Here is a 24,723-nt window from a genome sequence, read left to right on the forward strand (position 1 = left end):
ATCGCTCATCATCGGACCTCAAGGTTCGCGCGGATCGGTTCGAAATTCCTTCCGCCACACCCGACGTCATCATGCCCCGAGCCGTACTCGAAATGATAACTTGCGCCTCTAGAGCAGATCACCCGAATTCGACGACCATGCGACGGGGGCGAATCCGCAGATGCACGATGACCTCACAGCGGTAGCATGGGAGTCCGTCGACGACGACGGCGTGACGGACGCTGAGGTGACCATGGGTCCCGGCGAATACCCCATCGGCGGTCCCGCGGCGGCACTCGCCGCGCGGGTACGCGCTGGCACGATCACGCCCGCCGACGTGGTGACCGAGGCACTGGCCCGGATCTCCTCGGAGAATCGCAAGATCAACGCCTTCACCGTCGTGCGCGCCGACCGGGCCCGCGCCGAGGCGCGGGAACTGGCCGCCCGTGACGACCTCGATGAGCTGCCGCTGGCCGGGGTGCCGGTCGCGGTGAAGCAGAACATCGCGGTCGCGGGGGAGCCGACCCGCGCGGGTTCGGCGGCCACCTCCACCAGCGACGAGAGCGTCGATCACCCGGTGGTCGCGCGGTTGCGGGCCGCGGGCGCGATCGTCGTCGGGTTGACGGCGATGCCCGAACTCGGGATCTGGGGCAGTACCGACGAGGACGGACGTGTCACTCGTAATCCGCGCGATGTCGGTCGCAGCGCGGGTGGGTCATCGGGCGGTGCGGCAGCCGCGGTGGCCGCCGGGCTCGTGCCGATCGCGCACGGCAACGACGGTCTGGGCTCGATCCGGGTGCCCGCCGCGGCGTGCGGTGTCTTCGGGATCAAGCCGGGTCGGCAGGTGGTGCCCTCGGCGATCGGCGCCGATTCCTGGGCGGGCCTGGCCGAGAACGGGGTGCTCGCTACCACGGTCTCCGACGCGGCGCTCGCGCTGTCGGTGCTGGCGGGCCGCTCGGACCTGGCCGAGCTACGCGCGCCACAGCGACTACGCATCGGACTGGCCGTGGCTCCGCCGTCGCGGCTGGTCCGCATGGATCGGCACTGGACGGCGGCGGCGCGCACCGCGGGTGCGCGCGCGGCGGCGGCCGGACACCAGGTGGAACCGGTCGAATTGCCCTACGGCGACGCGGCGCTGGCGATGCTGCTGCGCTGGCCGACCGCCGGTCTGGCCGACGCGGCCCGGCTACCGAACCCGGATCTGCTCCAGCCACGCACCCGGCGTCATTTGGCGTTGGGCCGGCTCATCCGGCGCCTGCGGCTGGTCCGACCCGATCAGGTCGACCGGACCGAGGCCAGAATGCTGGAATTCTTCGAAGACTTCGATGTGGTGATCACCCCCACGCTCGCGGCACCGCCGCCCAAGGCCCGGCAGTGGAGCAGACGCGGCTGGGCCGCCAATGTCATCTCCTCGGTGCGCTACGCACCGTTCACCGGCCTGTGGAATCTGATCGGCTGGCCCGCCGCCTCGGTGCCGATGGGGGTGCACCCGGAGGCGCACACCCCGCTGGCCGCGCAACTGGCCGGACCACCGGGAAGCGAGGCCAGCCTGCTCGGCCTCGCCGCCCAATTGGAACTGTCGAACTAGACCGCGACCGGCTGCGGCTGGATCTGCGGCTCGGAGAAGCCGCCGTCGACAGCGCGGCCGGCGAACTCCAGGATGGTCGGACGGGTGTCGTCGGCACGCCAGGCCACCGCCAGCTCACACGGGGTGAGCCCGGCGACCGGTCGCGCGGTGAGTCCCGGCCAGCGGTACATCGGGACGTTGTTCTCCGCGAGCAGGCACACGCCGAGACCGAGGCTCACGGCCTCGAGCTTGTCCTCGGGGGTGGCGGCCTCGGCGCCGATCTTGGCGGCCCGGCCGCCACGGGCGTCGTTGCCGAGCCAGAAGTCACGCACCGCGCCCGCCTCGGTGGGCAGGGCGATGAAGGGTTCGTCGAGGAGATCGGCGAAGTCGATGCTCTCCTGCTCGGCCAGCGCGTGGTTCTCCGGCAGGAGCACCCAGCGGGGCTCGGTGCGCAGCACCTGCCAGCGGTAGCGGTTGGGGTCGGGCAGCGGCAGCCACACCAGCGCCAGGTCGGCCTGGCGACCGGCCAGGCCGCTGGACGGGTCGTTCCAGGAGGCGGCGTGCAGGGCCAGGCGGTGTCCGCTGGCGCTCTCCAGGTCGTTGAGCAGACCGCGACCGAGCGCGGACTGGATGCCGACGCGCAGCACCTCACCCGCTTCCTGCAGGGAGACGTTGGTGACCTCCCACAGTTCGAGGATCTTGCGAGCCCCTTCGAGCAGTTCCTTACCGGCGACGGTGAGGGCGACACTGCGCTGGTTGCGGTCGAACAGGACCACGTCGAGCTGGCGTTCGAGCTGGCGGATCTGGCGTGACAACGTCGGCTGAGCGATGTGCAGCCGCTGGGCGGCGTTGGTGAAATGCAGTTCCTCAGCGACGGCGACGAAATACCGCAGATCGCGCAAATGCGGGTCCATAGCACCTTGCTATCAGAATCGGTCGGGAAAATCCAGCCAAAACGGGCAAGGAAGTTCGCGTAGGTGGATCAAAACAGTCACCAGGTTGGTATTGCACAGCATATGGCCTGGCATGGTGTGCTGCATCATCGAGGCGTCATTTGCTCGCCGAGAGCGGGTGCCGCGCTGTGGAAGTAGCGCAGCTGGGCGGTTGACCAGCGCAAATGCGGTCGGATTCACACCTGGTCCGGTGCGGTGTGGCGCATCACCGGGTGTGCGGAACCGGCCACTGACCTCTGCTCGCCCTGCGAGCAGTGAAGTTGATCACAAACGGGTTTCGGGGCACCCGGTTTCGGGCCGCCACGAGCTGGTCGCCGCGACCCGGAACTGGCCTATCTGCCGTCTTTGAGCCGCAGTATCGCGGGCAGATCGACGCGACGGAGACCACGTGCGCCCGCAGCCCGCATCGCACCGAGCATGACGAGCAGCTTGTTCATGTCGTACGGATACCAGAACAGTTCCTTGGCCATCGTCGGCAGCCTCGGCCGCGTGATCGCCTGCGCGCGGCAGTACTTCCGAATGCCGGCCGCACCACCCCAGCGCGCGCCGACCCCGGACTGTCCCCAGCCGCCCATCGGCATGGCGAAGTTGAACAGGTTGGAGAACACGTCGTTGATGTTCACCGCGCCCGCGTTCAGCTGCCTGGCGACCTGCTCGCCACGCGCCTTGTCACCGGTCCACACCGACGCCGAAAGCCCGTAGATCGAATCGTTGGCGAGCCGGATCGCCTCGGCCTCGTCGGCCACCTTCATCACCGGCAGGGTCGGCCCGAAGGTCTCCTCGGCGACACACGACATCGAATGGTCGACATCGACGAGCACGGTCGGCTCGAAGAAGGTGCCGACCCCGGTGCGCTTGCCGCCGGTGGTCACCCGCGCGCCAGCGGCGACGGCCTCGTCGACATGACGCTGCACGATCCGAACCTGGTTCTCGTTGGCCAGCGCGCCCACGTCATTCTTCGACTCGCGCCCGTCGGCGCCTTGGCGCAAGGCCGCGACCGCCGCGGTCAGTGTGGCGACGAACTCGTCGTACACCGGCGCCTCGACATAGACCCGCTCCACCGAGATGCAGACCTGCCCGGCGTTGAACATGCCGCCGAAGGCGATGCCGTGCGCGGCCCGGTCGATATCGGCGTCGGCCAGCACGATTGCCGGGTCCTTGCCGCCGAGTTCGAGGCTGTAGGGCACCATCCGCTCCGCGCAGGCGGCCGCGATCTTGCGGCCGGTCGCGGTGGAGCCGGTGAACTGGACGTAGTCGGCGTTGTCGACCACGGCGCCACCGGTCTCACCCGCACCGGTCACCACCTTGAACACCGGCGGCGCGCCGATCTCGGCCCAGCCGCGCGCCAGCTCCACCGCTGAGAGCGGGGTCACCTCCGAGGGTTTGAGGATCACGGCGGCACCGGCGGCCAGCGCGGGGAACACATCGATCGCGGGCATCGCGAGCGGGAAGTTCCATGGCGTGATGACCCCGACCACCTGGTACGGACGGTAGGCCACGGTCAGGGTCTTCAGCCGACCCAGCGGGGTGTGCGGGGAGGGATGCTCGTCGCCGAGGAACTTCGCCGCCCTGCGCGCGTAGTAGCCGAGCAGGTCGACGGCGAAGGCCGGGTCGATGAGCGCGTCCGCGCGCGGCTTGGCCGTCTCGGACTGCAACACGTCGGCCAGATGCTCGGTGTTGTCGATCAGCCAGTCCTGCAGCTTCAACAGCCACTGCTTGCGTCCCTCGGGGCCGATCGCCTCCCACTCTGGCTGGTAGAGGCGCAGTTCGCGGACCGCCGCCGCCACCTCGTCGGGCGTGGTGATCGGGACGGATCCGCTGCGATCGCCGGTCGCCGGATTGCGTACCTCGATGGTCGCGGCGCTCTGGTCGAGTTCGGTCACTTCGTGCTCCCCACTGCGTTGTGTGAATCAGTTCACCATCTATCAGCCTGGCACAATGAGAGCGCGGATTCTTGGCCGTTCACGTCAACGAAATCGGATGTTGTAGTGCCTGGAGAACAAAATCGGGAAAAGCTGCGCGGCTGGTTCGCGGAGTTCGTCTTCGAGCTGCTGCGCGCGCAGACGATGGAGGGCATCGTCGCCCGGCTCGACGCGGCCGTGCTGGCCGGCGTCCCCGAGCTCGACGATCCCGACATGCGCCGCGACCTGGCCGCCAGCACCCGCGCGCACGCCAGGGTGGTGCTCAGCGGACTGGCCAGCGACACCATCGAGCTGGTGCTGCCCGAAGAAGCCCACACACTGGCCAGGACCATCGCCCGACGCGGCCTCGACGTGCGCGTGCTGCTGCGCGTCTACCGGACCGGTCTGACCGAAGTGTTCGCGGTGATGACCGAGACCGTCGCGCAGGGGCAGGTGCCGCCCGAACTCGAGCGAGCGGTGCTGATGCGCATGTTCGAACGGTCCACCACCTGGATGGGCCTGTCGGTGGAGGCGCTGACCGGCACCTTCATGGCCGAACGCGAACGGGTGCTGCGCGACGCGCTCAACACCCGCACCGAGCTGGTGCACGCGTTGCTCGCCGGAACCGAAGTCGACGTCGACCAGGCCTCGATCGCCCTCGGCTACCGGCTGGCCAGGCGGCACCTCGCCTTCGTGCTGTGGACCGGCGAGGCGGGCGACGACTCGGCCCTGCTGCTGGACCGGGCCGCCACCAAGATCGCGTCGACCCTCGGCGCGAGTGGACTGCTCACCGTCGCCGCCAGCGCCAGCGGACTGTGGGCCTGGGTGGGCGCCGAGGACGAGATCGCCGAACGGATCGCGGGGTGCGAGGTGCCGCAGCCGGTGCGGGTCGCGTTCGGCACGCCCGGCGCGCAGGTCGACGGATTCGCGGCCAGCCATCGGGAAGCGGTGGCCGCGCGTCGCGTCGCCGAGCACGGCGACCGGGCCGTCACCAGTTACCGCGAGGTCGAGATCGCCTATCTGGCCGGCGTCGACGCGACCGCCATGCGCGGGCTGATCGCCCGGGAACTACGCGGGCTGACCGGCACCGACCCGGCCGCGGTCCGCCTGCGGACCACGCTGCACGCCTACCTGCGCGCGCAGCGCAGCCCGGAGGACGCGGCGCGCCGGCTGGGCGTGCACAAGAACACGGTGCGCTACCGGATCCACCGCGTGGAGGAACTGCTCGGACACCCGGTGGCCGAGCGGGCGCTCGCGTTGGAGATCGCGCTCGATTGTGTCGAGGCCTACGGAGTCTCCTGAACCTCGGCATCACGAGCCGCGATCCGCCGCAGCGGCGGTTCGGACGGCGGCGGGACCCGGCGATCGGGCAGTTCGGCGAGCAGTGTCGTCGTGGCCGCGGCGATGGCGGCGACGGCCTTGTCGACCGCGGGTTTGGTGGTGCTGCTCAGCCCGGAGATGCCGCCGACTTTGCGCACGTATTGCAAGGCGGCAGCGTAGATCTCCTGCTCGGTGGCGGCAGGCTCCAGACCACGCAAGACGGTGATATTTCTACACATGACAGAACAATAGACTGTGTGGCAGATCACGGCAGGACAAGAGGGAACTGCCGAACGGCACTAGACTCGGCCGCATGCCTGCCAGGGGAGTACCAGCGCTGACCACTTTTCCCTACCCGGAACTGGACGAGCGCGAGGAAGATCACTGGTCCGGCGCCGGTGTGAGCGACGACGAACTGCGCGCGCTGGCACTCGGTGCCTTCTACTCGACCCGCTGGGACGCCTTCCACGACGCCGTGCTGCTCGGCCCCGAACGCGAACATCCGCTCGGTGACCGTCGCGAACTCGCCATCGACACCCTCACCGGTGCCTGGGGCATCACTGATGGCACCGAGGCCCGCGCCTCGATGGAACAGTTGCTCGAAGGCATGCACGCCCCGCTCTACGCGCTGGTGCACCCACTGGTCATGGCCTCGGTCAACGCCAGCGAGCGCGACCGTTTCGGTGAGCGCGCCGACCGGCACCGCGCCTTCCTCCGTCAGGTCGGCTCGTTCCGCGGCATGGACAATCCCGAAGCGCTGGTCCGCGACTACGACATCTGGGCCCAGGCCATCAAGATCGGTTTCACCGAACACCTGTCCCGCCCGCTGCCCAACGACATCCACGCCTGGGACCTGGCCCGCGTCGTCGCCGTCGCCAGAATGGCGTTCACCGCCGGGTACCTGGAAGCGGACATGGCCTGGGAGTACGTCATGCGCGCGCTCCCGCCCGCCCAGCGCCGCTACCGCAACTGGCGCCAGTTCGGCGACGCCTACCTGGCGGGCTGGACCTATTGGCAGGCCACCGAGGACCTCGCCGAACTCAAGAACGGCGGCGTGGACCGGCGAATGGAACTCCTACGCCTATGGACCCGCCCCACCAGCCCATGGCGCCGAATCGAACTGAACGAACCGGAACAGAAGACCGAAACCGAAGCATCAGAACCGAACTGACCACCCAACTCAACCACGACGACGGGCCCGGCGAGGCCGCGAACTCGCACGTGCCGGCGCTCCGCGAACAACACCCAAATCCGCCATGACCGCACTACCAGCCCCGCACATCCCGACCTCGAGGAGGGATCGCCGACGCAGTCGGCGGTTCGCGCCCGTCCCGACGATCAGGCGCCGTGGCGTACGCGACGAAGGAGCAAGCCACGGTGCCTGATCGTCGGGACCGCCGGGGGCGCGAACTCGAGCGCGCCAGCGCTCAAAGACTCCGCAGTATGCCGCGGCCGTAGCGCTGGAACTGGGTGTCGTCGACCATGCCGAGCGAATGCCGCTCGACCAGCAGTTCCCATTCCGCGTAGAGCTGGGACACACCGGGATCGGCGGGTCCGGCGGCGCCGTCGGCGGCCTGCCTGCGCACGGCGAAATTGACCGCGCAGGTGACCCGTTCGATATCGGCGCGGTCGACCCCGGCGAAATGCAGGGTGCGATTGCCGTCGCTGACATCCATGCCGGAACCGCCGTGTCTGGTGTCGACCTCGCCGGGTGCGGACCGCGCGCCTTCGACGGTCCGGGCACCGAGAATCGCGGGCACGGCCAATTCGTAGGCGTAGCGATCGCCGTTGCCGATGGAGATGAACAGCAGCCGGGTGGTCGTCGCCGCGAGCAGGCCGGTGCCCGAACCAGCGGGTGCCGCCGCGACGGCGATGGCCGTTTCCAGCACGTACTCATCCGGGGTGACGTAGCGATGCAGCGCGGTGACCGCCGAGCGGGCCTCCTTGCGCGGCGCCATCCGGCGCACCGCGCGCTCGACATCGGCGCGAACCGGACCGGACTTGCCCCACTCGGGTGCGGGCGGGGTGAGATCGGGCGCGGCGACATCGATACGCTGGGTCGCCATGATCTGATCGTTGATCCGGTCGACGATGCCGACCGCCGCAGGCACGTCGTGCTCGGCGATCAGGACGGGCAGCGGCGTACGGTCGGCGGGGACGCCGGTGAGCACGGGGGTGGGATAACGCAGGAAGATCTCGATCACCACCGCGTCGTCGGCGCGACGGTTGAGACGCACCTTGAGCAGATCGGCGATGGGCACATCGAGTACCCGTTCGCCATCGGTACCCGGTCGCAGGACGGTGAGACGTCCACGGCCGTGGCGCAGAATCGCTGTGGGTGTTCGTAGCTCGACGATGTCCATACCCCCTGCGCTGTAGTTGTGTCGTCGCCCACGATAAGGCGGGCATGACATGATTGTGGCCACTTGCAACAACCCGGTCGGGGCCTTCGGGAACCTCTCCCGTTCTCCGACCGTTTACCAGTGCAACTGCACCAGCAGCCGAACTGCGCGATGTATCGACTAGACCGTACGCGGTAACGTGGCATGTCCGCATCCGAAACCCGCCGATCTCGACGCTTCGCTAGGCACACCCGGAGAAATAACCGGAAAGGACTGGGCCGTCCGGCCGACGCTCTATGAACCGCAAGACAGTGTTTCGCACTTTGGCGATCATCTCGGGCATCATGCTGATGATCTGGCTGTTCAGCTTCCTCGGCGATGACACGCGCGGCTGGGAGAGTGTCGACACCTCCGTGGCGCTCAGCCAGCTCGAGGACAAAGCCAACGTCAAGCAGGTGCAGATCGATGACAAGGAGCAGCAGCTCCGCATCGAACTGAACAATGGCAACGAGGCGACCAACAACAACACCAAGATCGTCACCAAGTACCCCGGTGGCGGTGAGAACTCGGCGAAGATCCTGGACGCGGTCCAGGCCTCCGGCGCCGAGTACGACACGGTGGTCAAGCAGGAGAGCTGGCTGTCCCAGCTGCTGCTGTTCATCGTGCCGATGGTGCTGCTGGTCGGCCTGTTCATCTTCGTGATGTCGCGCATGCAGGGCGGTGGTCGCGGCGGCATGATGGGCTTCGGCAAGTCCAAGGCCAAGCTGCTGACCAAGGACATGCCCAAGACCACGTTCCAGGACGTGGCGGGCGCCGACGAAGCGGTCGAAGAGCTCTACGAGATCAAGGACTTCCTGCAGAACCCGGCCCGCTACCAGGCCCTTGGCGCGAAGATCCCCAAGGGTGTGCTGCTGTTCGGCCCGCCCGGTACCGGTAAGACGCTGCTCGCGCGCGCCGTCGCCGGTGAGGCCGGGGTGCCGTTCTTCACCATCTCCGGTTCGGACTTCGTCGAGATGTTCGTCGGTGTCGGCGCCTCGCGGGTGCGTGACCTGTTCGAGCAGGCCAAGCAGAACAGCCCCTGCATCATCTTCGTCGACGAGATCGACGCGGTCGGCCGTCAGCGTGGTGCCGGGATGGGCGGCGGTCACGACGAACGCGAGCAGACCCTCAACCAGTTGCTCGTCGAGATGGACGGCTTCGGTGACCGCACCAACATCATCCTGATCGCGGCCACCAACCGGCCCGACATCCTCGACCCCGCGCTGCTGCGCCCCGGCCGGTTCGACCGGCAGATCCCGGTCGGCAATCCCGACCTCGCGGGTCGCCGCGCGATCCTGCGGGTGCACTCCGCGGGCAAGCCGATCGCGCCCGACGCCGACCTCGAGGGCCTGGCCAAGCGCACGGTCGGGATGTCCGGCGCCGATCTGGCCAACGTCATCAACGAGGCCGCGCTGCTCACCGCACGCGAGAACGGTTCGCTGATCACCGGCGAGGCGCTCGAGGAGTCGGTCGACCGCGTCATCGGCGGACCGCGGCGCAAGAGCCGCATCATCAGCGAGCACGAGAAGAAGATCACCGCCTACCACGAGGGCGGTCACACGCTCGCCGCGTGGGCGATGCCCGATATCGAGCCGGTCTACAAGGTGACCATCCTGGCTCGCGGTCGCACCGGCGGTCATGCCATGACGGTGCCCGAGGACGACAAGGGCCTGATGACCCGCTCGGAGATGATCTCCCGGCTGGTGTTCGCCATGGGTGGCCGCGCGGCCGAGGAACTGGTGTTCCACGAGCCGACCACCGGCGCGTCCTCCGATATCGATCAGGCGACCAAAATCGCGCGCGGCATGGTCACCGAGTACGGCATGAGTGCCCGCCTCGGCGCGGTCCGCTACGGCCAGGAGCAGGGCGACCCGTTCGTCGGTCGTTCGATGGGCGTGCAGGCCGACTACTCGCACGAAGTGGCCCGCGAGATCGACGAGGAGGTGCGCAACCTCATCGAGGCCGCGCACACCGAGGCCTGGTCGATCCTGAGCGAGTACCGCGACGCGCTCGACGCGCTGGCGACCGCTCTGCTCGAGCGCGAGACCCTGCACCGCAAGGACCTCGAGCTGATCCTGGCCGATGTGGTGAAGCGCCCGCGGATCACCGCCTTCAACGATTTCGGTGACCGGCACCCCTCCGACAAGCCGCCGGTGAAGACCCCGGGTGAGCTCGCTGTCGAGCGGGGCGAGCCGTGGCCGCCGCCGGTGCCGGAGCCGGTGCCCAACGGCGCACCGTCGTTGGAGAAGCCCAACGGCCACCCGCCGCAGCAGCCCTACGGTCAGCCCCCGCCGCCCGCCGCCGGTTATCCGCTGCCCGCCGCGCCGACCCAGGCGTTCCCGCGCCAAGGCGGCACCCAGGGTTCGCGGCCCGATTACGGTGCCCCGGCCGGCTGGTCGGCACCGGGGTGGCCGCCGCGCGAGGAGCAGCCGCAACAGCCGCCGCAGGGCCAGGGCAATCCCTGGGGACGGCCGGAACAACAGCAGCCTCGCCCGGGGTTCCAACCGTGGGGCCAACCGCCCGCCGCGCCGCCGCAGCAGCCTGCGCCCGGCACGGAACCGGAGAACAACGACTGGGACGGGCCGAACGGCCGCCAATGACGGGCGGCCAACTACGCTCGATCGTCGGATGCCGGACGAGTACCGGCGTCGACATGTGGAGGTGCGGAGAAGTTGTCGGCCAACAAGAAGGTCGCTGAGCCAGCCAGCAATGGGTCGGGCGCAGACCCGGCCGGTGAACTCGGCGCGACCAGCCCGGCGCAGTTGACGGCGTTGGCGACCGGCCGTCCGTTCGATCAGGCGCGGGCCGAGAACGCGGTCCGTGAACTGCTGCTCGCAGTCGGTGAGGACCCCGATCGCCCCGGCCTCCTCGATACCCCGGCCCGGGTGGCGCGCGCGTACCGGGAGATGTTCGCCGGGCTCTACACCGAGCCCGACGCGGTGCTGGCCACCACCTTCGACGAGGGGCACCAGGAACTCGTGCTGGTCCGCGACATCCCGATGTACTCCACCTGTGAGCATCATCTGGTCTCGTTCCACGGCGTCGCGCACGTCGGCTACATCCCCGGCACGCACGGCCGGGTGACCGGGCTGTCGAAGCTGGCCCGCGTCGTCGACCTCTACGCCAAGCGTCCGCAGGTGCAGGAGCGGCTGACCAGCCAGATCGCCGACGCCGTGATGCGCAGGCTGGACCCGCGCGGCGCGATCGTGGTGGTCGAGGCCGAGCATCTGTGCATGGCGATGCGCGGTATCCGCAAGCCCGGTGCGAGCACCACCACCTCGGCGGTGCGCGGCCTGCTGCAGACCAACGCCGCCTCGCGATCCGAGGCGCTGGACCTGATCCTGCGCAAATGAGCGAGCCTCTCGTGGCCGTGCGGGGCGGACGCTCGTGTGTGGTCATGGGCGTGGTCAACGTGACCGCGGATTCCTTCTCCGACGGTGGTCGTTATCTCGATCCCGAGCGCGCGATCGCGCACGGCATCGCGCTGTACGAGGCGGGCGCCGACATCGTCGACGTGGGCGGTGAGTCGACCAGGCCGGGTGCCGACCGGGTCGACCCGGCCGCCGAGATCGGGCGCGTGGTCCCGGTGATCCGCGGGCTGGTCGCCGCCGGTGTGCCGACCAGCGTGGACACCATGCGCTCCGAGGTGGCCGAGGCCGCGCTCGAAGCCGGTGTCGCGGTGGTCAACGACGTCTCCGGTGGTCGCGCCGACCCGAACATGGTGAAGGTGGTCGCCGCCGCCGGGGTGCCGTGGATTCTCATGCACTGGCGCGCCGGGGCCGACTATCGCCACACCGGTCCCGCCGACCACTACGACGATGTGGTGGCCGAAGTGCGCGCCGAGCTGGCCGCCCAGGTGGACCTGGCCGTGGCCGCCGGCATCGCGCCCGAGCGGCTGATCCTCGATCCAGGCCTCGGCTTCGCCAAGAACGCCGAGCACAACTGGGAACTGCTCGCCGCCCTGCCCGAACTGGTCGCCGACGGCGCACCGATCCTGGTCGGCGCCTCCCGCAAACGCTTCCTCGGCGCACTGCTGGCCGATGCCGACGGTCCACGTCCGCCGGACGGCAGGGAGACCGCCACCGCCACCGTGTCCGCGCTCGCCGCGACCCATGGCGCGTGGGGGGTGCGGGTGCATGATGTGCGTGCCTCGCTGGACGCGATCGCCGTCGTCGACGCGTGGCGTCGAGCCACTGCCGCCCGAGGAGTCATCCGATGAGCTCACCGCTGCTGCCCCCGCCCGCCGACCGGCCCGCCTCCTCGCGGATCGAGCTGCGTGGACTGCGGGTGTTCGGCAGGCACGGCGTCTTCGACTTCGAGCGGCGCGACGGCCAGGAGTTCGTCGTCGACCTGACGGTGTGGGTGGATTTCACCGCGGCCGCCGCCTCCGACGATCTGGCCGACACCGTCGACTACGGCGCGCTCGCCGAACGCGCGGTGCGGATCGTGGCCGGTCCACCGCGCGATCTGATCGAGACAGTGGTTTCCGAGATCGCCGACGACGTGATGGCCGACCCGCGGATCGAGGCGGTGGAGGCGGTCGTGCACAAGCCCTCGGCCCCGATCCCGCACACCTTCGCCGACGTCCGGGTGGTCGCCACCCGGTATCGCACGGTGGCGCCGGGGGCGCGCCGATGAGTCGGGCGGTGCTCTCGATCGGCGCGAATCTCGGCGACCGGCTGGCCAACCTGCGCAGCGTGCTCGACGGGCTGGGGAAGCGCGCGCTCGCGGTCTCGCCGGTCTACACGACCGCGCCGTGGGGCGGTGTCGACCAGGACGACTACCTGAATGCCGTTGTCGTGGCCGAGGATCCGAGCTTCGATGACTATGCCTGGCTGCGCTTCGGGCAGGAGCTCGAGCAGGCCGCAAACCGGGTGCGTGCGGTGCGTTGGGGCGCGCGCACTCTCGATGTCGACGTGGTCCAGTGCACCGACGACACCGGCGCGCCCATCGCGCGCGATACCGATCCCACCCTGATCCTGCCGCACCCGCAGGCGTATCGCCGCGCCTTCGTGCTCGTGCCCTGGCTGGCCGTGGAACCGGCTGCGCGGCTGCTCGTGGATGGCGTCGAGGTGCCCGTCGCCGACCTGGTCGCCGGGCTCGATCCGGGCGAACGGGCCGGGGTGGTGCGGACCGACCTGGCGCTGCGCGACGAGAGCGCGCATCCGTGCTGAAACCCACCCGGCTGCTCGACCTCGCGCTCAACGTGGTGGTGGCCGCGGCGGTGGCCTGGGTCGCCACTCGCTTCGCCTACTCGACCTTCCCGTCCATCTCGGTGCTCGCCGGTGCCTCGCTGCTGCCGGTCGCCGCGATCGAGGCGGCGCTCGGCTTCGTGATCAAGGCCAGGATCGCCGATGAGCGCATCGGTGACGGGCTGCGCGAGATGCATCCGATCAATGTGGCGCGCGCGGTCGCGCTGGCCAAGGCCTCGCTGCAGGTGGGTTCGCTGGCCACCGGCGTGTGGCTCGGCTTCCTGCTGTGGGTATTCCCACAGCGGGGGACCGTGGGGGCCGCCGCGGCCGATTCGCCGGGCGCGGTGGTGGGTCTACTCGCCGGTTCGGCCCTGGTTGCTGCGGCTTTGTGGCTCGAGTACTGCTGCCGGGCTCCGGAGGATCCGCCGGACGAACCGGCTACCACATAGCAACTTGCAGATGGAATCGCCATGGGCTTTGGTGGGCCGACCAGCCGATTCCGGCTACCCTGGCCCACATGGTTTCACCCTCCCGTAGCACAACGCCCCGTCGACGGCGGGACGACGCGGGAAAGCTCTTCGTCGGCCTCATCATCGCGCTCGGCCTGACAGCCAGCGTTTTCCTCGTCTTCAGCGACAACCTGCACTACGTCAGGATCGGCCTGGTAGCGGCACTGTGGGCGGCGGTGCTCGGCGCGCTCGCGGCCACCCGCTACCGCAAGGACGCCGCGGTCGACAATGCGAAGGTGCGCGATCTGCAGACGGTGTACGAGTTGCAGCTCGAGCGCGAGATCAACGCCCGGCGCGAGTACGAGATGGGCGTCGAGGCGCGGGTGCGCGCCGAGGTCGGCGCCGACGCCACCGAGATCGCGGCCCTGCGCGCCGAGCTCACCTTGCTCCGGCAGAACTTGCAGGTCCTCTTCGACGGCGCGCTGCCCGACGAGCGGCCCGCGCTGCAGGCCGACGCCTTCCGCATCGACGCGCTGCCCAGCGGTGGCTTCGACGCCTTCGACGAGCCGGAACGCGATTTCGACGATAGCCCCGAGGATGCCACCGCCGCCTGGTTCGGCCCCTGGCAGCAACCGCCCAGCGCACTCAAACCCGTCTTCATGCAACCGGTTTCGGCCAATTTCGCCGACCCCTACGACGACCCGGTCACCGCGGAGACCTCGGCCGTTCAGCTCGACGAATACGCCGAGACCCAGGAGTCCGAGCCTGCGCCGGAACCAGCGCCGGCGAAGTCCTCGAAGACTCCGCCGCCGCGCCTGTCCGCCCCGCACACCCGTCAGGTGAGCGATACGGGTCTGCCGGTCGACCCCAGCAGCACGTCGGGGAATGGCTCGCCCACCGAGTCTCCGGCCGAGCCTGCCGCCCAGCCGTCGACTCCGGTCGAGACGGCCGCGAACGTCCCCGCGGCCGCTGCCTCCTCGAACCCTCCCAGCGCACCCGCCGGGGACACACCCGCGGTGCCGGCCGCTGATGCACCTGCGGCGAACGCTGTCACCGAGCCGGAGCAGCCTGTCGCCGACAAACCGGTGCCGGCCAAGCCTGCTCCCGCCCCGGCTGTCGGGACCAGCTCGCGCCGCCGTCGTCGTGCCGAATCCGAGGACTCGCCTCGCCTGTCCGTGGCGGACATCATGGCCAACCTGCAGTCGGAGTCTCGTTCCTGAGCGCATCAGGAGTGCGGGAGCTGCAGTATGAGTGGGCTGCGGATCCGGGGTTTGCCTGCACAGGGGGGTTTACGGGGGGCTTCGGCGAACATCGCGATGTAGATCACGCTGGTGGCCCGTGGCGTGGCGTGTGTGTCGACCGCTACTCTCGACTCGTAACGTCTGGTACCTGCTCGGCAGGACTGGAACGCGAAAGTCGAGAGGACAACGTTGACCTCTAGAAGTGTCAATTCCGATGGCGCGAACGTCGGTGTCGACCCTGCGCCCGCACGGCTGACGGTGGGAATCGTCTCGGCGGGACGGGTGGGTTCGGCGCTCGGAGTCGCGCTCGAGCGTGCGGGCCATGTGGTCTTCGGTGTCGCCGCGATCTCGGATGCCTCGGTGCACCGGGCGCAGTCGCGGCTGCCCGAATCGCAGATCCTGCCGATCGAACAGATCGCCCAGCGCAGCGAACTGCTGCTGCTCGCCGTCCCCGATGCCGAATTGGCCGGGCTGGTTCGTGGTCTGGCGAGTGCGAAGGTGGTTCGCCCTGGCACGATCGTCGTCCACACCTCCGGCGCGAACGGCGTCGGTGTGCTGGCTCCGCTCACCGAACAGGGCGCTCTCGGCCTGGCCGTCCATCCCGCGATGACCTTCACCGGGCACGACGAGGACATCGACCGCCTTCCCAATGCCTGCTTCGGCGTCACCGCGGCCGACGAGGTCGGCTATGCCATCGCGCAGGCGCTGGTGATCGAGATGGGCGGCGAGCCGGTGCGGGTCTCGGAGGAACACCGCACGCTCTACCACGCCGCGCTGGCCCACGGCAGCAATCACCTGGTCACCCTGATCGTCGACGCGGTGACCGCCCTGCGCGCCTCGCTGGCCGGACCGGGCCTGCTCGGTCAGCCGGTGGTCGACGACCAGCCGGGCGGCCTGCCCGAACGCCTGTTGGCACCGCTGGTCTCGGCCGCGCTCGACAACGCGCTGCGCCGCGGCAAGGCCGCGCTGACCGGCCCGGTCGCTCGCGGTGACGTCGACGCGGTGGCCGCGCACCTGACCGCACTCGATGCGGTGGACGAGCGCCTGGCCGCGGCCTACCGCGCCATGTCACTGCGCACCGCCGAACTCGCCCAGACCAATCCGGCCCTGCTGGACCTACTCGCCGAGGAAGGCCACTGATGGAACCCGTAGAAGTCCGTCACCACCAGGGCGGCGCCAGGGTGAGCGGCGCCTATCAGCCCGGCGCGCTCACCGTGCACCACGACCCGGAGGTCGTCGCGACGGTGACCAAGGCGCTGCGCGGCGCGGGTCGCACGGTCGGCTTCGTGCCGACCATGGGCGCACTGCACGAGGGCCATCTGCAGCTGATCCGTCAGGCCAAGCGCACCAATCAGGTCGTGATCGTCTCGATTTTCGTCAACCCGCTGCAGTTCGGCCCCACCGAGGATCTCGACGCCTACCCGCGCACCCTCGACGCCGATCTCGACCTGCTGCGCACCGAGGGGGTCGAGCTGGTGTTCGCCCCGAGCGTGTCCGACATGTACCCCGAGGGCCCGCGCACCACCGTGCTGCCCGGCCCACTCGGCGCCGAGCTCGACGGCGGAACCCGTCCGACGCATTTCGCCGGCATGCTCACCGTCGTGGCGAAGCTGCTGCAGCTCACCCACGCCTCCGAGGCCTACTTCGGTGAGAAGGACTACCAGCAGCTCACCCTGATCCGGCAGATGGTGCGTGACCTGAACTTCGACGTGAAGATCGTCGCCTACCCCACGGTCCGCGAACCCGACGGTCTGGCGCTGTCCTCGCGCAACCGTTACCTCGACGCGTCCGAACGCGAATCGGCGCTCGCCCTCTCGGCGGCGCTGGCCGCGGGCAGGCATGCCGCCGGTCTGGGCCCCGAGGCCGTCGTCGCGGCCGCCCGCGGGGTGCTCGGCACCGTCGACGGCGTCGACCTGGAATATCTCGAACTGCGCGATGCCAACCTCGGCCCCGCCCCTACCGCGGGCAATGCCCGGCTCCTGGTCGCGGCCAGGGTCGGCCAGACCCGCCTGATCGACAACGCTCCCCTCGTGCTCGGCGCCCAGATCGACGGACACCCCGACGCGAACTCCCTGCCTGCCTCGCAGGCGCAGTAGAAAGGCGACGACGATGTTGCGCACCATGATGAAGTCGAAGATCCACCGCGCCACGGTGACCCATGCCGACCTGCACTACGTGGGCTCGGTGACCGTCGACCAGGATCTGCTCGACGCCGCCGATCTGCTCGAGGGTGAGCAGGTCTGCATCGTCGACATCGACAACGGCGCCCGCCTCGAGACCTACGTGATCGCGGGCGAGCGCGGCTCGGGCGTGATCGGGATCAACGGCGCCGCGGCCCATCTCGTGCACCCCGGCGACCTGGTGATCCTGATCGCCTACGGCCAGCTCGACGAGGCCGAACTGCCCGACTACGCCCCCAGGGTGGTCTTCGTCGACGAGCGCAACCGTCCGGTGGAGCTCGGCGCCGACCCGGCGCACGCGCCCGAGGGCTCCGGCCTCACCTCCCCGCGCTCGCTGTCGTTCGCCTGACCGCGGCGGGGACGAGATGCTGCTGACGATCGACGTCCGCAACACCGGCATCGAGCTCGGCCTGTTCTCCGGCCTCGGTGAGCACGCGAAGCTGGTGCGGCACTGGCGGATCCACACCAACCCGCTGGTCACCGCCGACGAGTTCGCCATGCAGGTGCGCGGCCTGGTGGGCACCGACATCGACCAGGTGGTCGGCGTCTCGGCGCTGTCGACCGTGCCGCCGGTGCTGCGCGAACTGCGCACCATGCTCGTGCGGTACTGGGGCCATGTCCCGCACGTGCTGGTCGAGCCAGGGGTGCGGACCGGCATTCCGCTGCTGGTCGACAACCCCAAGGAGGTCGGCGCCGACCGCATCGTCAACTGTCTGGCGGCGTTCCGCCACTTCGGTGGTCCGGCGATCGTGGTCGACTTCGGCACCGCGACCTGTGTCGACCTGGTCTCGGCCAAGGGCGAGTTCCTCGGCGGCGTGATCGCGCCCGGCGTGGAGGTGTCCACCGAGGCACTGGTCGAGCGCAGCGCGCTGCGGCGGGTCGAGCTGGCCCGGCCGCGGTCGGTGCTGGGCAAGAACAGCATGGAATGCATCCAGTCCGGCGCCGTGTTCGGTTTCGCCGGCCTGGTCGACGGCCTGGTCGACCGCATCCGCGACGAGTTCGACGCCTTCGCCGGTACCGATGTCACCGTGGTGGCCACCGGTGCGGGTGCGCCGCTGATCGTCCCGGAATCGGAGACCATCGACCAGCTCGAGCCGCATCTGACCCTGACCGGCCTCCGTCACGTCTACGAGCGCAACAAGAAGTGACCGCGCTGTCTGCTACACTCACGCTCGTGTATTTCCGTGTGAGCGCCCAGGAGTGTTGTCGAGGCTGACCTGCCTCGACCGTTCGAGGCTGCCGTTTCCCTCGACCGATCTCACCTCCTGGAGATGCGCTCATGCGTTCCTCTGTATTTTCCCTTTCCTCCGCGCGCGACCGTGCCGTCGCTTCGGCATTGCCGACCCGGCTGCGTCCCGCCGACCTGCTGCGTCTCACCGACGAGGGCGCCGAAGACGTGCTCGCCGGTCGCTACGACCACCTACTCCCGGTCGACGGACTCTGGCCCGCCGAGCAGCGCTGGGCGACGCGACTGTCACATGACGACGAGGTCGACGTCTGGCTGATCAGCTGGACCCCGGGAGAATCCACCGAATTACACGATCACGCCGGTTCCCTCGGTGCGCTCACCGTGCTCAGCGGCGCGCTCGAGGAATTCCGCTGGAATGGCACGGAGTTGTGCAGGCGCACCCTCGCCGCTGGTGATCAGGCCGCGTTCCCGATCGGCTGGGTGCACGATGTCGTGCGCACGCCCGCCGCGGAATCGGTCGGTCCGCTCGATCCCACGCTGAGCGTGCACGCCTATTCCCCGCCCCTGTCGGCGATGTCGTATTACGAGGTGACCGGTCACGGCACCCTGCGGCGAACCACAACCGTCCTCACCGACCAGCCCGAAGGTGACCTGTGATGAGTCGTTTGACGATTGATCAGATGCTCGACAACGCCCGCGCCCAGCTTCGCAGGCTCTACGTCTACGACGTACCCGCCGCCTTGGCCAGGGGCGCGATTCTGGTCGACATCCGGCCCGCCGCCCAGCGGGTGCGCGAAGGATCGTTGCCCGGCGCGCTCGTCATCGAACGCAATGTCTTGGAATGGCGCCTCGATCCGACCTCCTCGGCGCGTTTGTCGCTGGCCGCCGATCACGACGTGGAATGGATCATCTTCTGCTCGGAGGGATACACCTCGAGTTTGGCCGCGGCCTCGCTGCAGCAGCTCGGTTTGCGCCGCGCCACCGACCTGATCGGTGGATACCAGGCGTTGAAGTCGGCGGGCCTGCTCACCGTCGGTATCGGCGTCCCTCACTTCGCGCGCGAAGTGGACTCCCTGGCTTCGCTCTGAACGTCGCCGACGCCCAACGCTTTTCCCCAGGTGCGTCCGGTTCGGGCGCACCGCGCTGTGACGAAGCCTTCATCGCGGCGGGGTTTAATCGCCGGCGACGCCGGTTTCCTCGTCGTCGAGGGCGGGCGGCGCGCAAATCCAATTCGGGCGCACGCTACTGTTATCGGATGTGAGCACCCCTAACCCCGCCGAGCCCGGTCGCGCCGCCAGTTCCGCTGCGGACAGTGATGTCCCCGAGCAGGTACGGATTCGCCGCGAGAAGCGGGAAAGGCTGCTCTCCGGTGGCGGGGAGGCCTATCCGGTGGTGGTGCCACGCACGCACACACTGGCCGAAATTCGGGCCGCCTACCCGGATCTGGAGCCCGATACCCAGACCGGCCTGCAGGTCGGTGTCGCCGGCCGCGTCATTTACATCCGCAATACCGGCAAGCTGTGTTTCGCCACCCTGCAAGAGGGCGACGGCACCAAGCTGCAGGCGATGATCAGTCTCAACGGTGTCGGCGCCGACGCGCTGGCCGCCTGGAAGTCCGATGTGGACCTCGGCGACTTCGTGTTCGTACACGGTGAGGTCATCTCCTCGCGCACCGGCGAATTGAGCGTCATGGCCGATACCTGGTCGATGGCCGCCAAGTCGCTGCGACCGCTGCCGGTGGCGCACAAGGAGATGAACGAGGAGTCGCGGGTCCGGCAGCGCTATGTCGACCTGATCGTGCGTCCCGAGGCCAGGGAAATGGCCCGTACCCGTGTGAACGTGGTCCGAGCGCTGCGCAACGCGCTCGAGCGCCGCGGTTTCCTCGAGGTCGAGACACCGATGCTGCAGACCATCCACGGCGGCGCCGCCGCGCGTCCGTTCGTGACCAACTCCAATGCGCTCGACATGGAGTTGTTCCTGCGTATCGCACCGGAACTGTTCCTCAAGCGCTGTGTGGTCGGTGGCCTGGAGAAGGTCTTCGAGATCAACCGGAACTTCCGCAACGAAGGCGCCGACTCGACGCATTCTCCCGAGTTCGCCATGCTGGAAACCTACGAGGCATACGGCACCTACGACGACTCGGCGACGATGACTCGGGAATTGATCCAGGAAGTTGCTCGAGAGGCATTCGGTACCCTGCGTGTGACCCTCGCCGACGGTACCGAATATGATCTCGGTGGCGAGTGGACGACGGTCGAGATGTATCCGTCGCTGTCGGAGTCGATCGGCGTGGAGGTCACTCCGGAAACCACGGTCGAGGAATTGCTGGCGCTCGCCGAACGGGTCGGTCTGGAAATTCCGGTGGGCAAGGGCTACGGTCACGGCAAACTGGTCGAAGAACTGTGGGAACACGCGTATGGCGACAAGCTGTACGCGCCGACTTTCGTCCGCGACTTCCCGGTCGAGACTTCTCCGCTGACCCGTCAGCATCGCAGCAAGTCCGGCGTCACCGAGAAGTGGGACCTCTATGTTCGCGGCTTCGAGTTGGCCACGGGCTATTCGGAGTTGGTCGACCCGGTGATCCAGCGGGAACGGTTCGTCGATCAGGCGAGGCTGGCCGCCGCGGGCGACGACGAGGCGATGGTGCTCGACGAAGACTTCCTCGCCGCGATGGAACACGGTATGCCGCCGACCACCGGAACCGGTATGGGAATCGATCGCTTGTTGATGGCACTCACGGGTTTGGGAATCCGGGAAACGATCCTGTTCCCCATTGTGCGGCCGACTAGTCGCTGACCAGTGAATTTGCGGGGTGAAGGCCCCGTGTTGGAAATTTCGCAATTCGGGGTATTCTTGCCTCGGGTATTCGGCCTGGAGGCAGGCTTGACGATTTCGAGAGGACGTTCATCTCATGGCAAAGAAGGTCACCGTTAGCCTGATCGACGATGTCGACGGTGAGTCCATCGCGGACGAGACCATCGAGTTCGCTATCGATGGGGTGTCGTACGAGATCGACCTGTCGGAGGCAAATGCGGCGCGCCTGCGCGAAGGTCTGGACGAGTGGGTCGCCAACGCGCGCCGCGTGAGTGGCCGTCGCCGGGTGAAGGCAGCCGGCGCGCCCGTGCCGCAGGGCAAGAGCCGCGTTTCCATGGACCGCGAACAGAGCGCCGCAATTCGTGAATGGGCCCGCCGCAAGGGGCACAAGGTCTCGGCCCGCGGCCGTATCTCCGCCGACATCACCGAGGCTTACAACAAAGAGGTCGGCAAGGGCTGAGTTATCGGCGGCGCGGGCGCCGCGGTGTTCGCGGCCCCGCCGGTCCCGACGATCAGGCACCGTTGCTTGCTCCTTCGTCGCGTACGCAACGGTGCCTGATCGTCGGGACGGCCGCGAACCGGCCGCTGCGCGGCCGTCCCCTCCTCGAGGTCGGGGAGGGCGGGTCCGGTTTGGGTGGGATCGTGAAATGTTGTCAGCCACTGCGTGATTCGTGAGCTCGGGTCGGAGCTTGTGGGTGCGGGGTGGCATCTTGGTGTCTCGGGGGGCTTGGCGTGGGGGCGGGGGTCAACGCGTGTTGGTCGGCCCAGGAGTCGACGGGTGGGGCGTTAGACTGACTGACGTGCTTACGGTGTTTCGACTCAGTGCTGTCGGGTGTCCCGACCCGATTTCGGGCGCACATGGGTAACTCGCCGGGCACGGGCCAACTCACCCCGCACCTCCCCGCGGCCGCCAACGTGACGGCCGACCCTCCTGAGTCCGGCCAGAATCGTGGAGAGGCGGATCGGAATCGCGGAGAGGCGGATCAGAGTCTCGGGGAGGCGGCACAGTGACTGCGTTCGTGGGGTCTTTTCTTCGGTACACCGATGACACCGGGCGTCAGCACGAGTTGTCGCTGGAGCCGGAGCGGCAGCGGTTCACCATCGGGCGCAATGTGCAGGCCGATCTGGTGCTCGGGTGGGACGCGGAGGTGTCTCGGCTGCACGCGGCGGTGGAGTATCTGGGCGCGCACTGGACGATCGTCGACGACGGGTTGTCGCGAAACGGGACGTTCGTCAACGGGGAGCGGCTGGTCGGGCGGCGGCGGTTGAGTCCGGGGGATCGGATCCGGGTGGGGACCACGCTGGTGCACTTCTTCGATTTCGGTGGAGTCGTCGACGACGCGACGCATACGGCGTCGGGGACGACGATTCCGACGATGCGGTCGCTCACCGAGACCCAGCGGGCGGTGCTGATCGCGCTGTGCCGGCCCTACAAGCACGGGACGGGGTTCGCCACGCCTGCCTCGAATCAGCAGATCGCCGAGGAACTGTTCCTGTCGATCGATGCGATCAAGACGCACCTGCGGGCGCTGTTCGCGAAGTTCGGCGTCGAGAATCTGCCGCAGAATCAGAAGCGCACGCGGTTGGCGGCGCTGGCCATGCAGAGCGGGATGATCTCCGATCACGATCTGTGAGTCGATCGCGTAGGTCGGCGAGCGCCTGAGCCATGTCGGCGGTGGGCGCTGAGGGGTTGACTCGACGTAGCGCCGGAGCACGGGCAAACGAGGCTTCGGGACACGAGTCAGGAGACCTCTCATGTTCGAAGTTCGGTTGGCCGCCATTGTCGTGGCACTGGTCAGTACGGGGCTGACCGCCGGGGTGTTCTACGCGTACGCGATCTCGGTGATGCCCGCGTTGGCGCGCACCGGTGATCGCACGTTGATCGATGTCATGCAGAAGATCAATACCGTGATCATCAATCCCTGGTTCATGATCGGCTTTCTCGGCACGGTCGGGTTCACGGCGCTGGCCGCGGTGCTGCATCTCGGGTCGGGGCATCGCTCGACGCTGATCTGGCTGGGAATCGCCTTGGCGCTCAACGTGGTCGCCTTCGGGGTGACGATCGCGCTGAATGTGCCGCTCAACGAGGCGCTGGACGCGGCGGGTGATCCGGCGGCGATCGCCGACACCGCCGCGGTGCGTGCCGAGTACGAGGCGGACTGGGTGCGCTGGAACGTTCTGCGCGCGGTGCTGCACACGGCGGCGTTCCTGGTGCTGTGTGGTGCCGTGTTCGTTGCCGGTGTGCAGCAGGGCAAGTCGAGTTCGGAGGCCGCCGGTGTGGTTGCCGGACAGCCGGTTTCGCAGGTATCGGCCGCTTCGGTGGTGGGTGGGCAGGTCCAGGCGCCGTACCGCCACTGATGGCGATCTGCCAATAGCGCCGCGCGATCACTGGAACGTGTTCCATGATGCATGGAACACGTTCTAGTGAGGAGTCGTTTCATGCGACGTAGTTCGAGATCGTTGCTGGTACTGGCCGTCGCGCTGCTGGCATGGGGGAGTGCGGGCACGGCCGCCGCGCAGTATCCGGTCGACTACAACTTCTTCGCCGGGATCGCGCCGGAGCTCAGCACGCCCGGTGGGTCACTGCCCGGTGCGAACGATCCGGGGTGCGTCCCCTCGGCGGATCATCCGAATCCGGTGGTCCTGCTCCACGGCACCGGCGGTGGGGCGCAGACGAATTGGGGCTTGTACGCTCCGCTGCTGGCCAACGAGGGCTACTGCGTGTTCTCGCTCACCTACGGCGCCTACGACCTGCCGTGGCCGGTCTCGGCGGTCGGCGGGATGCGGCCCATCGAGCAGAGCGCGGCCGAGGTGGCGGCCTTCGTCGACCGGGTGCTGGCGAGCACCGGCGCCTCGCAGGTCGACTTCGTCGCTCATTCGCAGGGCAATATCGTCGGCAACTACTACATCAAGCGGGTCGGCGGCGCGGACAAGGTCGGCAAACTGGTCGCGATCGCCCCACCCTGGCTGGGGACCAACGCGCTCGGCGCCGCCGATATCGCGCACTTCAGCCGGGCACTCGGGGCCGGACCGGCCTTCGACGCCGTCGCGACATCCTTGTGCCAGGCCTGTGGACAGATGTTCACCGGCTCGCCGTTCATGACCGCGCTCAACGCCGACGGTGTGTACAGCCCACAGGTCACCTACACCAATATCGTCTCCGCGATCGACGAGCTGGTCGTACCCCATACCTCGGGTCTGGTGCCGGGACCGAACACCACCTCGATCGTGGTCCAGGACGGCTGTGCCCAGGACTTCTCCGAGCACCTGGCCATCGCGGGCAGCCCGCGGGCGGCCGGTCACGTCCTCAACGCCCTCGATCCGGCCCGTCAGGCCCCGGTGCCCTGCGTGTTCGTGCCGCCGTTCACCGGTTAGACCCGCCGCCCGAAGTTTCGCTGTAGGCAAAACTGGGGAGGAAACGAATGCCGCGACGTGCGCGTTGTGAGTGAATGACCATGTTGTCGCCGGTCATCAATAGGGTGGACCGGCGGCATCACGATCCCCCGCCAACTAGAGTGGATGGCGGGGGCCGCAACCCCCGGGCTTCATGGCAGGCT

The 24,723-nt window shown here is 68.6% G+C and carries 25 protein-coding genes; 21 read left to right on the plus strand and 4 right to left on the minus strand.

Features of this window, described 5'->3' with window-relative positions; all coding sequences use genetic code 11:
- The first annotated feature begins 232 nt into the window (after positions 1-232).
- The gene (locus BOX37_RS01810) at positions 233-1,567 is read left to right on the plus strand and encodes an amidase (protein ID WP_071931107.1); all 1,335 of its coding nucleotides are present in this window, start codon (positions 233-235) and stop codon (positions 1,565-1,567) included.
- Here BOX37_RS01810 and BOX37_RS01815 read toward each other — a convergent pair.
- On the minus strand, positions 1,564-2,460 hold the full coding sequence (locus BOX37_RS01815; protein ID WP_071925924.1) for a LysR family transcriptional regulator: 897 nt from the start codon (positions 2,458-2,460) through the stop codon (positions 1,564-1,566). The genes BOX37_RS01810 and BOX37_RS01815 overlap by 4 nt on opposite strands.
- Before the next feature lie 371 nt (positions 2,461-2,831).
- On the minus strand, positions 2,832-4,382 hold the full coding sequence (locus BOX37_RS01820; protein WP_071925925.1) for an aldehyde dehydrogenase family protein: 1,551 nt from the start codon (positions 4,380-4,382) through the stop codon (positions 2,832-2,834).
- Between the two features lie 105 nt (positions 4,383-4,487).
- Between BOX37_RS01820 and BOX37_RS01825 the strand changes: the two genes are divergently transcribed.
- Entirely contained in the window at positions 4,488-5,702 is a 1,215-nt protein-coding gene (locus BOX37_RS01825; RefSeq protein WP_240505168.1) for a PucR family transcriptional regulator, read from the plus strand.
- Here the strand turns inward: BOX37_RS01825 and BOX37_RS01830 are convergent.
- Positions 5,687-5,959 carry a DUF2277 domain-containing protein gene (locus BOX37_RS01830; RefSeq protein WP_071925926.1) on the minus strand — a complete coding sequence of 91 codons (273 nt, stop codon included), beginning with the start codon at positions 5,957-5,959 and terminating at the stop codon, positions 5,687-5,689. The two genes, BOX37_RS01825 and BOX37_RS01830, sit on opposite strands and share 16 nt — an antisense overlap.
- Before the next feature lie 74 nt (positions 5,960-6,033).
- Between BOX37_RS01830 and BOX37_RS01835 the strand changes: the two genes are divergently transcribed.
- Positions 6,034-6,891, plus strand: a complete 858-nt coding sequence (locus tag BOX37_RS01835; RefSeq protein WP_071925927.1) for a DUF1266 domain-containing protein — start codon at positions 6,034-6,036, stop codon at positions 6,889-6,891.
- A 256-nt stretch (positions 6,892-7,147) separates the two neighbouring features.
- Here BOX37_RS01835 and BOX37_RS01840 read toward each other — a convergent pair whose 3' ends face one another.
- Positions 7,148-8,083, minus strand: a complete 936-nt coding sequence (locus tag BOX37_RS01840; protein WP_071925928.1) for a hypothetical protein — start codon at positions 8,081-8,083, stop codon at positions 7,148-7,150.
- Positions 8,084-8,358: 275 nt separating this feature from the next.
- Between BOX37_RS01840 and ftsH the strand changes: the two genes are divergently transcribed.
- From ftsH to BOX37_RS01930, 18 genes are all read left to right on the plus strand, one after another.
- Positions 8,359-10,701, plus strand: a complete 2,343-nt coding sequence (gene ftsH / locus BOX37_RS01845; protein WP_071925929.1) for an ATP-dependent zinc metalloprotease FtsH — start codon at positions 8,359-8,361, stop codon at positions 10,699-10,701.
- A gap of 162 nt (positions 10,702-10,863) precedes the next feature.
- Complete coding sequence (folE, locus tag BOX37_RS01850) at positions 10,864-11,454, plus strand: GTP cyclohydrolase I FolE (RefSeq protein WP_084760574.1); 591 nt, start codon at positions 10,864-10,866, stop codon at positions 11,452-11,454.
- Positions 11,451-12,320: a dihydropteroate synthase gene (folP, locus tag BOX37_RS01855; RefSeq protein ID WP_071925931.1), complete on the plus strand. Its 870-nt coding sequence runs from the start codon at positions 11,451-11,453 to the stop codon at positions 12,318-12,320. The genes folE and folP overlap by 4 nt, the downstream gene beginning before the upstream one ends.
- Positions 12,317-12,739, plus strand: coding sequence for a dihydroneopterin aldolase (folB, locus tag BOX37_RS01860; protein WP_071925932.1), 423 nt, complete (start codon positions 12,317-12,319; stop codon positions 12,737-12,739). The genes folP and folB overlap by 4 nt, the downstream gene beginning before the upstream one ends.
- Positions 12,736-13,275, plus strand: coding sequence for a 2-amino-4-hydroxy-6-hydroxymethyldihydropteridine diphosphokinase (gene folK / locus BOX37_RS01865; RefSeq protein WP_071925933.1), 540 nt, complete (start codon positions 12,736-12,738; stop codon positions 13,273-13,275). The genes folB and folK overlap by 4 nt, the downstream gene beginning before the upstream one ends.
- Positions 13,269-13,742, plus strand: coding sequence for a DUF3180 domain-containing protein (locus BOX37_RS01870; protein WP_071925934.1), 474 nt, complete (start codon positions 13,269-13,271; stop codon positions 13,740-13,742). Before folK ends, BOX37_RS01870 begins: the two co-directional genes overlap by 7 nt.
- Positions 13,743-13,810: 68 nt before the next feature.
- Positions 13,811-14,962, plus strand: a complete 1,152-nt coding sequence (locus BOX37_RS01875) for a DUF6779 domain-containing protein (RefSeq protein WP_071925935.1) — start codon at positions 13,811-13,813, stop codon at positions 14,960-14,962.
- Between the two features lie 210 nt (positions 14,963-15,172).
- Entirely contained in the window at positions 15,173-16,123 is a 951-nt protein-coding gene (locus tag BOX37_RS01880) for a Rossmann-like and DUF2520 domain-containing protein (RefSeq protein ID WP_071925936.1), read from the plus strand.
- Entirely contained in the window at positions 16,123-17,079 is a 957-nt protein-coding gene (panC, locus tag BOX37_RS01885) for a pantoate--beta-alanine ligase (RefSeq protein ID WP_071925937.1), read from the plus strand. The genes BOX37_RS01880 and panC overlap by 1 nt, the downstream gene beginning before the upstream one ends.
- 13 nt (positions 17,080-17,092) lie before the next feature.
- Positions 17,093-17,512 carry an aspartate 1-decarboxylase gene (gene panD / locus BOX37_RS01890; protein ID WP_071925938.1) on the plus strand — a complete coding sequence of 140 codons (420 nt, stop codon included), beginning with the start codon at positions 17,093-17,095 and terminating at the stop codon, positions 17,510-17,512.
- A gap of 16 nt (positions 17,513-17,528) precedes the next feature.
- Positions 17,529-18,311, plus strand: a complete 783-nt coding sequence (locus BOX37_RS01895) for a type III pantothenate kinase (protein ID WP_071925939.1) — start codon at positions 17,529-17,531, stop codon at positions 18,309-18,311.
- Between the two features lie 131 nt (positions 18,312-18,442).
- On the plus strand, positions 18,443-19,009 hold the full coding sequence (locus BOX37_RS01900; RefSeq protein ID WP_071925940.1) for a cysteine dioxygenase: 567 nt from the start codon (positions 18,443-18,445) through the stop codon (positions 19,007-19,009).
- Between the two features lie 8 nt (positions 19,010-19,017).
- Positions 19,018-19,440: a rhodanese-like domain-containing protein gene (locus BOX37_RS01905; protein ID WP_071931109.1), complete on the plus strand. Its 423-nt coding sequence runs from the start codon at positions 19,018-19,020 to the stop codon at positions 19,438-19,440.
- A 169-nt stretch (positions 19,441-19,609) separates the two neighbouring features.
- A complete protein-coding gene (lysS, locus tag BOX37_RS01910) occupies positions 19,610-21,148 on the plus strand; it encodes a lysine--tRNA ligase (protein ID WP_071925941.1) in 1,539 nt (512 codons plus the stop codon).
- A 115-nt stretch (positions 21,149-21,263) separates the two neighbouring features.
- Entirely contained in the window at positions 21,264-21,626 is a 363-nt protein-coding gene (locus BOX37_RS01915; protein WP_071925942.1) for a histone-like nucleoid-structuring protein Lsr2, read from the plus strand.
- Between the two features lie 547 nt (positions 21,627-22,173).
- Positions 22,174-22,800 carry an FHA domain-containing protein gene (locus BOX37_RS01920; protein WP_071925943.1) on the plus strand — a complete coding sequence of 209 codons (627 nt, stop codon included), beginning with the start codon at positions 22,174-22,176 and terminating at the stop codon, positions 22,798-22,800.
- A 121-nt stretch (positions 22,801-22,921) separates the two neighbouring features.
- A complete protein-coding gene (locus BOX37_RS01925; protein ID WP_071925944.1) occupies positions 22,922-23,524 on the plus strand; it encodes an anthrone oxygenase family protein in 603 nt (200 codons plus the stop codon).
- 81 nt (positions 23,525-23,605) lie between these two features.
- Positions 23,606-24,541 (plus strand): esterase/lipase family protein, encoded by a 936-nt coding sequence (locus tag BOX37_RS01930; RefSeq protein ID WP_071925945.1) that lies wholly within the window; start codon positions 23,606-23,608, stop codon positions 24,539-24,541.
- Positions 24,542-24,723: the final 182 nt, after the last annotated feature.

Source organism: Nocardia mangyaensis, from assembly GCF_001886715.1.
GTDB classification, from domain to species: domain Bacteria; phylum Actinomycetota; class Actinomycetes; order Mycobacteriales; family Mycobacteriaceae; genus Nocardia; species Nocardia mangyaensis.